We start from the raw sequence: 12,024 nt of genomic DNA, 5'->3' as shown, positions 1-12,024 counted from the left end.
TATCAGAGACTGTTTAACCGGTGGAAACAGTCGCGCCCCAAATCAGACAGCGCGCCGATACGGTGGCCGCAGGCGCGAACATAGCGAACGAGCGAAGCGCGGTGCGGGACTTGTGCATTTCATCCGTTGTGTAGACAACTCGTCGAATCTCCGGCGGAAACACGAAGAACGGTATGACGTGCTCCCATGCACGCTGCCACGACTGCACGATGGTCGGGTACTTCGCGCCCCAAGGGCCGTCAGCGAAGTCTTGCAGTGCCTGCCTTGCCGCCTCCTCGCTGGCGGCCGCGTAGATCGGGCGCAGCGCTGCGGCGAGCGCCTTACGGTCCTTGTAGCTGGCGTACTCGAGACTGTTGCGGATCAGATGCACGATGCAGGTCTGAACGGTCGTGCGGGGATAGGCTGCGCTGATGGCCTCGGCCAGCCCCTTCAGGCCATCGACCACGGCGATCAGGATGTCCTGACAGCCACGCGTCTTGAGTTCGTTGAACACCTTGAGCCAGAACTTGGCGCCCTCGGTCTGCTCGATCCAGAGGCCCAGCACGTCGCGCTGGCCGTCGGCCTGGATGCCCAGGGCCAGATAGACGGCTTTGTTGCTGACCACACCATCGTCACGGATCTTGACCCGCAGGGCATCGAAGAACACCACCGGATACATCGTTTCGAGCGGGCGGCTCTGCCAAGTCAGCGCTTCGGCCATCACCTCGTCGGTGACCGAGCTGATGAAATCGGGAGATACCTCGGTGCCGTAACTCTCGGCCAGAAAGGCCTGAATCTCGCGCACACTCATGCCGCGAGCGTACATCGCGATGATGCGTTCGTCGAAGCCGGTGAAGCGGCGCTCGTGCTTGGGAATCAGGATCGGCTCGAAGCTGCCGTCGCGATCGCGGGGGACTTCGACCCGAACCGGGCCACGATCGGTGATGACCGTCTTGCCGCTGGCGCCATTGCGCTCGTTGGCCTGACCGGGCGGCTTGGACTGGCCTGGTCGGTAGCCCAAATGCAGATTCATCTCGGCGCCCATCGCGCGCTCGATGACTGCCTTGTTGAACGCCAGCATCAGGTCCTGAACCTCGGCCGGCGTCATCGGCCCCTTGACCAACTGGTCCAGCAGTTCCTTGGGCAGTTCAGGCAGCGGCCCGCGGGCCGCTGCCTGACGCGCTACAGTTTGCCTTTTCTTCTTCATTGGCATATCCATGACTTTTACACCTCATGATATGCCCCGCCCACGAAATCACGGATAGGTCCCCATGGAGAGGTGTCTGATGCCGAAGCAACGTCGTTCGTTTTCCCCCGAGTTCAAACAGCAAGCAGCCAATCAGTTGACCACTACAGATCGGGTCCTTGCTGACGAACCGGCCGCTGTTGGGATCATAGTACCTGTGCCGGTTATAGTGCAGCCAGTTTCGGTACCGTGCCGAATTCGCAGACGTGTGACATCATCCGTTTGACCAGTCGATGTAGGCGTCGTTGTCGTAGTAGTAGACGAAGGCGCTTACCAAGTCCGACACAGTCGCGCCTTGCCGCTGTGCTCTAGCATTTTCGACGACGCTTTTGATCACTTGAATTCCAAGTGCGTAGTGCAATCCGTGATCGACGGCGAATCTCGGCCTGTCGGGATCTGGCTCATTGTCGAAATCGTCTGGATTGAGCACTGCGCAAGGCGTGCCTTCATTCCAGTCGACTCCGTGTGGCATGTATAGCGCGAAGTCCCAAGGTTGCCTGTCGATGCCGTCAAGCACGTCTCGAAGGGTCGTGATCTTGTTCATTAGCGAGCGCGTCCGCCTCCCCAATTTTGTTTGCCACCTTGGCCGCCCGGATGCAGCACAGCTTGAACAGGGCCAGGCGCCTGATGCTGAGACATCGGGACCAACTGCAGAACCCCCTTACGGCACGGATGATGATGCCACGAGAACCCGGGCGGGGCACTTGATTTGTATCCGCCTCGTGGGCCAGCCGCAACGTGATCCGAAACCCCGGAATAATGTTGATCCATCATTTGCTTGAACTGTGGATCGCTTTGCATTGCTGCATCGAACTGTCGATTTGCTTCCCTGAAATGCGATGGGTCGCTACCCACCTCCTGACCAGGAGCAAGCTGAACCTCATGAAGCACTGAATATTGGCTACTGCTTAAAGGGCGGTTTGAACTATCGCATCCAGACAGCTCACGCGCTAGACCGAGTGCATCTGTCCACAAGATCGGGTTGGGCGCGTACTGATAAACGTTGAAGCCACCGGCCAAGCCGATCGCGTCCTTGCTGACGCTGACAAACCGACCGGTGTTGGGATCATGGGGCCTGTGCCGGTTATAGATCGTTGCCCGTTATGCGGCCGTCGCGGATGGCGGTCAGCCCGGCAACGAGATCGCTTGCCAGTGATTTGACTTCATCCTCAGCTAGCGCTCCGAGCGGCACGACAACGAAACGTTCGTCCCTTCGGAGATCCAGAGCAAAGCAATAATCCCCACCGTCCGTACCGATGCCCACAAAGCCCCGGCCCATGCGTGTCGCGATCGAGTACAAGGCATTGAGTTCGATGACCTGCTCAACGGTCCACATGGACAGATAGAGCTCGCCAACTTCGCCCTCGCCCCCATCCGACCACGCAAGGAAGTCCTTATAGTTCAATGGAAGCAGAACGCCTAGTGTCTTTTCCAAGCCAGCGATTTCTGCGAGGGTGGAGGGGGCACTTCTGTGAAAGTCGACACCCAGCAACGCTGTGAAATCCGTCATTTGATGGCTCCGAGTTTGTCGAAGTACTTGTACGCCTTCTTCAAGGCACGCTTACGGCAATCGTCCGAGATCCCAGCAGCCCGCATATCTTGCGACGAATAGTTGAATTGATCCTGAATGCTTGTAGCCCACGGGTCCTGTCCTGCGGCCGTCATTGCATCACGACGTGCGTTCTGGCTATCGCTGATCGTTTTGTGGATCGGGTTTTGTGGGATGAGAATTGCAGGAGCTTCTCGATAGTTGTACCCCTTGATTTCGTTCGCCTTCGCCCAACGATCCTGAATGATGTGGTGACTCTGATAGGCAGACGGCCGGGGGCTCGGTTGATTACCGTGTGGCTCAACGCCACATGGGCACCCGCATCGCTTCGCGAGACCAAGTGGATCAATCCAGCCCGTCGGGTTATCAGCGTATTGATAGATGTTCGGGCCGCCTTGCAAACCAATCGGATCTTTGCTAACGAACCGGCCAGAATGAGGATCATAGTACCGATACCGGTTGTAATGCAGCCCCGTCTCATCATCCCCCCACTGCCCCTGAAACCGCAGCGCATTCTTCGCCACGATCCCCGTCGCCTTCGACGCGCGCGCGATCACCTCCCGCGCTTCACCCCACGCCTTGTACGACGCTTCCCACACAACGTCACCGTCGTCATCGGTCAGCAACTGCGGCGTCCCGATCTGGTCGCAGTGGTAGTAAAACACTGCCGCGTCGCCCCGCCGCTCCGGCATTTTCTGTAGCGGATCCTCCTCCGGCACATAGCGATCGGTGCTCTTCCACTGCGGCGTCGCAATGCCCTCCACCGGCTCCGCAACATACTGCGCCAGCGGCACGAACGTCCGCGGCTCGTACAGATAGTGCGTACCGCGCTCGCCGTCGCTCTCGTACGCCAGCGTGTCACCATCCCAACCGAACACCGTCCGCTCGCCGTTCACCTCCTTCGCAATACGCCGGCCGAACGCGTCATAGAAATACCGCGCCTCGCTCTGCCGAGACGTCTCCGCAACACGCGCGGACAGCAAGCGATTGAACTCATCCCACTCGTATTGCTGCTCGCCCACCGGCGTCCGCTTGCGCACCAAATTCCCGCGCGCGTCGTACTCGAAGTGCATCCCCGCATACGCCTTCAGCAGGTTGCCCAGCACCTTCGGCACCTCGACCGGCAACGTGCTTTCCGGCCGCACCGGGCTCGGACGCGATGCCGGCGTCTCGGCAGTCCGCACCGGATCGATGATGTTGCTCGCCGGATCGAACGCGAAGCGCTCCTTCGCCACCGGACTGATCGCCTCGACCAACCGTCCGACCGGATCGTACCGATAGTCGGTCCCGCCCTTGCGGCTGTCCTCGATTCGCGACAGTTGTCCCACCGCGTCATAGCGATACCGCCGCTCGACCAGTGGCGCGGGCGCCGTCGACCGTTGAATCGTCTGCTGCAGCACGCGCCCCGCCGGATCGTAGTGCGTGCGCTGCCCCACCTTGCTCGACAGCACGCGCACCGTCTCGCGATGCAGATCGTCGCGCTCGAACTGCACGCGCTCCTCGCCATCGAGCAACATCCCGTGCACATGCCCCGAGCCGTACATCAGCCAGTCCACGACATGCCCGTCCGGCCGCACGCTCCGACGCCGGTTGCCGAGTTCGTCGTAGTCGTGATGCCACACGTAGCTGCGCTGTTCGCCGAACAGGTCGTATGCATGATGCTCGCGCACCAGATTGCCGACCGGATCGAAGAAGAACTGCACGCGGCTGTATCGATTCACCGCGTCAATCAACCGGCCGCTGCGGTCATACGCAAACCGCTCTTCGCTGTCCCCCGCGACGCGCTTCAGCAGACGGCCGTTCACATCGACGTCGACGGACGTCACGCAACCCGCTTCGTCCATCGATACGAGGCTGCCGCTGTCTGGATCGTATTGATAGCGCGTCGACTTGCCGTCGAACGCGACTTCCTCGATCAACCTCCCCGCCGGATCGTAGTGGAACTGGTACGTCGCGAAGTTCGCATCGGTGAGCGCCGTCAAACGTCCCAGGCGGTCGTAGCGGTAAGCGATCGTCTGCCCGAGCGCATCCGCGCGGCTCGCGATGCGGCCCACCGCGTCGTAGCCATAGCGCGTCGACCGATTGAGCTGATCGGTATGCGCGAGCAATCGGCCTTCGGCGTCGTACTGCACGTGCTCGACACCGGCCGGTGAGCGAATCTCGCTCAATTGGCCGCTCGCGCCGTATGCATAAGCGATCACGCCGCCGGATGCGTCCTTCGTCTCGATCACGCGGCCGATATCGTCGTACCGCCACTCCGTCTTCTTGCCGGAGCAATCCGTGTAGCTCGTGACCTGCCCGGCATCGTTGTACTCGAGCGCCTTCGAGCCGCCCTTCGCATCGGTGATCTGCGTCGGCAACCCCTTGTCGTTGTACGCGTACTTCGTCGAGCGCTCGAGCGGATCGATCTCTTCGACGAGATTGCCCGCATCGTCGTACTTGCGTTGCCACACGTGCCCGTTCGGATCGACGAGCCGGATCATCTGGTCCTTGTCGTCGTAGGCCATTTCGACGACGCTGCCGTCCGCGCGTTCGTGCTCGACAAGATTGCCGCGCGCGTCATACTCGCGCCGCTCGACGCTGCCGTCCTGACGGATATGCATCACCAGATTGTGATGCGCGTCACGCCGGAACCACTCCTGGTTGCCGTCCGGATAGACGATCCGGTACACGTAGCCATGAATGTTGAAGTAGTAGCGCGTCATATGACCGAGCGCGTCGGTCACGTAGGTGAGGCGGATATTCGGGTTCCACGCGAGACGCAGATCGAGGCTGCCGTCATCGGCATATTCGCGGATGCATTTCGCGTTCGCGTTGTCGTCGGCATCCGCGCCATCCCATTCGAGCGTCATCCCGCGGCCGGTGCGGTCGGTGTAGCGCGTCACGAGGTGACGGTGATACCGATACGTCCGCGCATTGCCATGACGATCGACCGCGCGCACGAGGTCGCCCGCGGTGTCGTACTCGTAGCTCGCCAGCGTCCGGCGTGCACCGTCCTTCAGCACATGCTCGATCCGTACGATCCGGCCATGTCGGTCGTGCTCGAATGCGAGCACGTTGCCGCTCGCGTCGATCAGCCGCGCAAGGCGGTCGAGCGCGTCGTAGTCGAGCGTGATCGTGTTGCCGGCGCGATCTTTCTGCATCGCCAGCCGGAACGCGTCGCCACGACGCTCGTACGCATGCAGCGCGTCATGGCCATAGGCGATCGTCACCCAGGTGTCGTCGAGTCGCGACAGCGTCAGGTTTTCCGACAGATCGTCGTGCACTGCGCCGGCCGCCAGCGCCGGATACTCGATGCTGCGTCCTTCCGCATCGCGATAGATCCACTGACCGTCCGCGATGTCGATCCGCGTCGTATAGGGCGTGATCCATCGCGCACCGAGCTCGCCGTCGTCATACGCGGAAAGCCGCGAACGGTACGTACGCTCCCACACGAGCGGCAGCGCGCCCGGCAGATCGAAATCCACGTGCGAGAAGGTTTCGTCGCCGAACGCGAAATCGATCGAAGCCGGCGACGCGCCGATGCCGCACGCCTTGCACGCGCTCTTGCCCGGACCTTCGGCCGGCGCTTGGCCGCTGGTCTTCTCGAGACCTTCCTGCCCGCGCGTCTTCTTTGCCTGGCTCGTCCCGGCAGCCTTGACGTCGGCCGTCTGCTCATGGAGCTTCGCGCGTGCCTTGACGCGCCCGACGGCCTCGATCAGCTGCAACACCAGCCACATCATCTTGCCTTCTTCGCTGCCGGCAAGCGAACGGATCGACGTCGCGATCTTCGGCGCCTCGGTCCGCAGGAACGTCACCGCGCCGCGAAACGGCTCGAGCCACGCGTCGGGCGCGAGCTTCGCCATCGTCCCGGCCGTCTTGTTGACGACCTGCTTGCCGAGCGCCTTGGTGCCTTCGTATGCGAACTGGATGCCATCGCCGACCCGGCTCGGGCTGTACCACGGCCGGTCGTCGGCCATCTTGGTGGCGAGCTGCTGCTGGCGCTTCAGGTTCGCGTTGGCGTCGAGCAGTTGCCCGTGCAGCGCGCGGTCCATGCCCGTCGCCAGCGCGAGCATGAGCTCCTCGGATTTCGATGCGCAGCCGTCCAGCAGTTCGACGAGGCCCGCCTTCAGCTTGTTGAGGAAATCCTCGATCTCGGTCGCGCACGTCGCGTTGACGTGCGTGACCAGCACGGAGATGATCGCCGCGCCGAGATTGCTGCGCGTGGCCAGCAACTCGTGACGCACGAGCGCGAGCAACGGGCGCGCCGACATCCGGAACGGCGCGAGCGTCGGCGGAATCGGAATGATGCCGAGCAGGTTGATCGCGAGGCTCATGTAGTCGAGCACCTGCCCGCCGCGCTTCTCGACGATCTCGGCGATGTCGCCGAGCGCATCGACCATCGCCATGATGTTGCCGACGATCGGCACCGCGCCGGCAAACGTCTTCACGTCCTCGAACGTGATGTGATTGCCGCTGATGCGGCGCAGCCATGCGTCGAAGCGGTTGCCGACCGCCGCGACGTCCTTCGCCGAAACGTCACTGAGCCAGGTGACGGCTTCTTCCTTCTCGGCGCCGGGTGGAAGTTGTTGTGCCATGTCGTGGTTCGTTCAATTCGTTTTCTCAAGACGGCTGACGCGCCGCCCTCTCAGGATTTCAACGGTCCGCCGAAGCCGCTCGTCGGCAGCTTCATGCCGCCTGCTGCCGACGCCGTCGCCGTCGTCGTTGCGGCCTTGCCCGCAACTCCGGCGACACTGGGCAACGCGCTCTGGAGCGCGCCCGACGCAGCATTTGCGGCAGGCGCGGCGAGCGCAGCCAGGCCGCCCTGGCGCGCGGTCTGCACCATTGCAGCCACCTGCTTTGCCGCGCCACTAAGGCTGGAGGCCGTCTGCACGGCCGACGCGACGCCCGCTCCGCCGACCGCAGCCGCCGCGGCCGGCAACGCGGCGCCCGCGAGCCCGCCAAGTGCGGCGCCGGCGCCGCTGCCGCTCGCGAACCCCATCGCCGCCGTGGATGCCGCCGGCGCCATGCCTTGCAACTGGCTCGCAAGCTGTCCGCTCGCCGCCGCCTGCGCGGCTTCCGGCGAAGGCGCCACCGGCTCGGCCGGCCACTTCGCCTGCTTGAAGTAATTCGCCGGCTGGTCCGACGCGCGCGGATCCTTGCCGAACTCGACGCGCACCGCGCCCGGCGGCAAGCCGCTGACGACGGTATAGCCGCTGTTGTCGAGCGCGCCCTTCTTCAGCACCGTGCCATTCACGTCCTTCACCGTGAAGAGCCCGCCCTTCACGGCCTCGCCGTTCATGTACTTGTGGAACAGCTCCAGCTGGCCCGGCTGATCGGGCCGCGCGCTCGGCAACGGATAGCCCAGGCTCGCCGGTCCGGCGAACGTATGCGACGCGCCCTTCACATCGATCTTGCCCGGTGCGTGGATTTCGACGTTGCCATCCTTGACTCGGATGTACGCCCCGCCGCTCGTCAGCAGAATCCCCTGATCGGCCGCGATCTCGATCCGGTCGGTTGCGGATACAACCTTCACCGCCTTCTGCGCGGTCACCTCGACGTTGTCCGACTGCGCCTGGATCTCCACCTTGCCCTTGCCCGCGAACAGCTTCATCCCCGCGTTCTGCACGAACAGGCTCAGCTTCTGGCCGATGCTGCCGATCAGCGATTTGCCCGCCGCGACATGCACGCTCTGGCCGCTCGCGACGTTCACGTGATCGTTCGCGACCATGTGCAGCGACTCCTGCGTCGACATCGCGATCCCCGACGGGCTGCCGAACAGCATCACCGGCTCCTTGAACGCGTTCGCGCTCCCCGTGCCGCCGCCCGCCGTGCGGCCGCCCGATGCGTTGCCCGATGCACGGTCTTGCGTCGCGTCGGTGAACGCACGCATCGCCTCCTGCGCGTCCTTCAGGCTTTCGGCCTGATGCTGCTCGCTCACGCCCGACAGCGCCTCGATCAGGCTCTCCCCGGACACGAGCTGCTGCTGCGCTTCCGTCACGTCGAGCGGCTGGCTGTTCGCTGCCTTCGGATGGGTCGTCACGTACAGGCCGCGGCTCGCCCGCACCGCGCCGTATGCGTCCGAGCGCAGATCGAAGCCGCTGCCCAGATACGACCCGCGCGTGTTGCCGTTCTGGTCGATGATGTAGCCGAGATGCAGCAGGCTGTTCGCGCTGCTGCTCATCAGTTGCACGCGGTTCTGCCCGGTCGCATCGTCCATCACGAGCTGGTTGTAGCCGCTGCCCGAATATTCCTTCGAGCGGTATCCGGAGAGAATGCCGTCGCTATGCCACTGCGGCTGGTTCGCGCCGTTGTACACGCGCCCGACCGCCAGCGGCCGGTCGCAGTCGCCGCCGACGTAGTCGATCAGCACTTCCTCGCCGATGCGCGGCACGTGCACGCCGCCGTAGCCGCCACCCGTGTCCGACTGCACGACGCGCACCCAGCACGACGCGTTCTCGTTGCCCGGATTGAGGCGATCCCACACGAACTGCACGCGGATCCGGTTCAACTCGTCCGTATAGACTTCCTCGCCCTGCGGGCCGACGACGATCGCCGTCTCCAGATGCATCTTCGGCTTCTCGTGCTCGAACGGGCTGCGATACGGCACGCTCACCCGCTGCGCTTCGACTTCGACGAGATAGAAGCCCACCGAGCCGTCGTCGTGCGGCACGCGAAATGCCGGATCGGCCCCGTAGCCTTCCTGAGCTTGCGTCAACGCTTCGCGCAGACTGTACGGAAAGTCCGCGCTGCTGCTCGCGACCGGCAGGTTGTTCTCGATCCACCAGTCGACGCCGATCGTCGCGAACTCGCGCTGGTCGGCCGGATCGCGATCGTGTTCGGGATGATCCGACAGCGTGAAGCGCCGACCCGCATCGATCGCACGCACGCCGCCCGCGCCGTGGAAGCGCTTCGCCTGCGACTCCCATGCCTCCATCCGGATCTTCGTCAGATGGTCGCCGCGGGTCTGGTCGAGGTACGTGTACGCACCGGTGTACTCGTAGACTTCGAGCTGGTCGGGCAATTCGCCCTGATCGGCCATCGTCGGCAGCGTCGTGCCCTTCGGATTCGACGGCTGGGAAGGGTTCTTGTAGTCGAACGTGCGTGTCGTGCGCGTGACGCTCTGCAGCGTGCGCGTGCCCGACCATTGCGTGAACGCGTCGGCATCGCTCGCTGCCCCGCCGCGATAGAAGCGCACGGTTTGCGGCGACAGCGGCGCGAACGCCTGCAGGTTGTCGGTGATGACGAGCGTGTGCGACTTGCCGTCGTCGGCCTGCTGCCATGTGGTGTAAAGGCCTTCGCTCTCCATCAGCCGATGCACGAAATGCCAGTCGGTGTCGTGCTGGCGCGTGTACGAGCGGCTTGGCAGCGGCTGCGACAGCGCGAAGCGGAAATGCCCGCGCGCCTGCGGATGCTGGTTCAGCACGTCGCTGATGATCTGGTCGACGGTCGTGTCGTTCCAGATGCGCTGATCGCGACGGAACTTCAGGAAATGGGTGAAATCGGCGAACGTCAGCTGGTAGGTGGTGAGCCCGCCGTCGGCGCCCAGGCGCCGCGCCGTGTGCACGTAGCCGTTGACCGGCCGGTAGCTGCGGTCGGCTTGCTGAATCCATAGCGTGACCGGTTGCGCGATCAGCTTTTTCAGCTCCACGTCGCTGTCGGTCGACAGCACGTCGAGCGTGAATTCATAGGCCCGGCCGATGCGCGCACGGCCGACCGCTCGTTGCACGGTCAGCACGTTGGCACCCAGTGGCGTATCGAGCTTCAACAGCCGGTCCTGCTGAAGCAACCCGCCGCGCAATGCGGCAACAGTGTTCTGCATGTTCATGGCAACGGCCTTTTCTTCTTTTGACGCACCCTCGGATGGCGCGTTGAGCGATTTCGCTCGCGCGATTTTACAGACAAATTACGGCGCGATTCGGAAAAATTCCCTGACTCGAATGGGTACTTTTAAGCGTGTCCTGAATGGCGTCGACGACCGGTTCGCCCGCATTCCGTTCGCTGAAATCGATTGCAATCGGGGCCAATTCGACTTCCGGTCGGGGCCGGTTGCGCGTAATGTCTACGTGCCCGTAGTCCGGCCCGGTTCGGGCACGACGATGCCCGGCGCCCTCTGACCACATTGAACACTGGAGATCCACGATGAAACGTTCGAAGTTCCTGCTGTCGGGCCTGCTGCTTGCGTCGGCCCTTGGCTTCACGGCCGTCGCCGCGCACGCTGAAGATCTGCTCGACTCGGTGAAGAAGGCCGGCGTGCTGCGTGTCGGGCTCGAAGGCACGTATCCGCCGTTCAACTCGCGCGGCACGTCGGGCCAGCTCGAGGGCTTCGACGTCGACGTGGCGAACGCGGTGGCCGGCAAGCTCGGCGTGAAGACGCAGTTCGTGCCGACCGAATGGAGCGGGATCATCGCGGGGCTGCAGGCGGGCAAGTTCGACGTGATCGTCAACCAGGTCACGATCACGCCGCAGCGCAAGGAGGCGCTCGATTTCAGCGAGCCGTACACGTACTCGGCCGCGCAGCTGATCCAGCGCAAGGACGACACGCGCAACTTCAAGTCGCTCGAGGATTTCAAGGGCAAGAAGCTCGGCGTGACGCTCGGCACGAACTACGACCAGATGGCGCGCAGCGTGCCGGGCATCGAAGTGCAGACGTATCCGGGCGCGCCGGAAAAGCTGCGTGATCTCGCCGCGGGCCGGATCGAGGCCACGCTCGACGACCGTCTGATGCTGCCGTACATGATCAAGACGTCGAACCTGCCGCTGCGCTCGGGCGCGGTGTTGAACGGCGGCAAGCAGGAGATGGCGATCCCGTTCCACAAGGGCAATCCGAAGTTCGAGAAGGCGATCAACGACGCGCTGGATTCGCTGCGCAAGGAAGGCACGTTGAAGAAGATCTCGATGCACTGGTTCGGTAGTGACGTGACGGTGCCGGTTGCGCAGTAGGGCGTCTCTTGTGGCGGGCGATGCGTCACGTTCTTCGCGTTGGGGAGGGCGTGACGCGTTGGCACCTGCTGGGCGCGAGAACTCGGTCGGCCGTTCCTGACGATGACACGCTGCCGCCACGTCGCTGCGCATGGTGCGCACCACTCGCGACAACCCAGACGGTGCCTAGGACGTGTCCAACAACAGCTGCATGACGTACGGGATGGACGTGTTGAACGCCGGGGGAGCCGACGCTCCGGCGAAGGGCAGACATGCGTGGGCGTTCCGCAACCGACATGGCGTCGGTCCACGCGTGAAGTAGTCGATGACGAGGTAACGACAGAGGAGG

At 63.5% G+C, this 12,024-nt stretch carries 8 protein-coding genes and 1 pseudogene; 2 read left to right on the top strand and 7 right to left on the bottom strand.

Translation table 11 applies throughout. The features are described 5' to 3' along the window. Positions 1–115 precede the first annotated feature (115 nt). From C3Y15_RS06815 to C3Y15_RS06785, 7 genes and pseudogenes are all read right to left on the bottom strand, one after another. A pseudogene (locus tag C3Y15_RS06815) lies at positions 116–1,186 on the bottom strand (IS256 family transposase); the annotation flags it as partial. Then, positions 1,128–1,400 (bottom strand): hypothetical protein, encoded by a 273-nt coding sequence (locus C3Y15_RS32185; RefSeq protein ID WP_224019505.1) that lies wholly within the window; start codon positions 1,398–1,400, stop codon positions 1,128–1,130. The pseudogene C3Y15_RS06815 and the gene C3Y15_RS32185, both read right to left, overlap by 59 nt. A gap of 39 nt (positions 1,401–1,439) precedes the next feature. Beyond that, on the bottom strand, positions 1,440–1,769 hold the full coding sequence (locus C3Y15_RS06805; protein WP_011883097.1) for a hypothetical protein: 330 nt from the start codon (positions 1,767–1,769) through the stop codon (positions 1,440–1,442). Further along, positions 1,769–2,317, bottom strand: a complete 549-nt coding sequence (locus C3Y15_RS06800; RefSeq protein ID WP_224056240.1) for an RHS repeat-associated core domain-containing protein — start codon at positions 2,315–2,317, stop codon at positions 1,769–1,771. Before C3Y15_RS06800 ends, C3Y15_RS06805 begins: the two co-directional genes overlap by 1 nt. Continuing rightward, positions 2,310–2,735, bottom strand: a complete 426-nt coding sequence (locus C3Y15_RS06795; RefSeq protein WP_059460809.1) for an SMI1/KNR4 family protein — start codon at positions 2,733–2,735, stop codon at positions 2,310–2,312. The genes C3Y15_RS06800 and C3Y15_RS06795 overlap by 8 nt, the downstream gene beginning before the upstream one ends. Continuing rightward, a complete protein-coding gene (locus C3Y15_RS06790) occupies positions 2,732–7,351 on the bottom strand; it encodes an RHS repeat-associated core domain-containing protein (protein WP_081335127.1) in 4,620 nt (1,539 codons plus the stop codon). Before C3Y15_RS06790 ends, C3Y15_RS06795 begins: the two co-directional genes overlap by 4 nt. A gap of 50 nt (positions 7,352–7,401) precedes the next feature. Then, on the bottom strand, positions 7,402–10,581 hold the full coding sequence (locus C3Y15_RS06785) for a type VI secretion system Vgr family protein (RefSeq protein ID WP_069246125.1): 3,180 nt from the start codon (positions 10,579–10,581) through the stop codon (positions 7,402–7,404). Here C3Y15_RS06785 and C3Y15_RS06780 point away from each other — a divergent pair. After that, positions 10,574–10,870 carry a hypothetical protein gene (locus C3Y15_RS06780; protein WP_134206819.1) on the top strand — a complete coding sequence of 99 codons (297 nt, stop codon included), beginning with the start codon at positions 10,574–10,576 and terminating at the stop codon, positions 10,868–10,870. The two genes, C3Y15_RS06785 and C3Y15_RS06780, sit on opposite strands and share 8 nt — an antisense overlap. 25 nt (positions 10,871–10,895) lie before the next feature. Then, positions 10,896–11,696 carry a transporter substrate-binding domain-containing protein gene (locus C3Y15_RS06775; protein ID WP_069246124.1) on the top strand — a complete coding sequence of 267 codons (801 nt, stop codon included), beginning with the start codon at positions 10,896–10,898 and terminating at the stop codon, positions 11,694–11,696. Positions 11,697–12,024 lie beyond the last annotated feature (328 nt).

This window comes from Burkholderia sp. B10, from assembly GCF_004368385.1.
In the GTDB taxonomy this organism is placed as follows: domain Bacteria; phylum Pseudomonadota; class Gammaproteobacteria; order Burkholderiales; family Burkholderiaceae; genus Burkholderia; species Burkholderia vietnamiensis.
The sequence above is the reverse complement of the archived record's forward strand: the minus strand, read 5'-3'. Positions and strand labels throughout refer to the sequence as shown.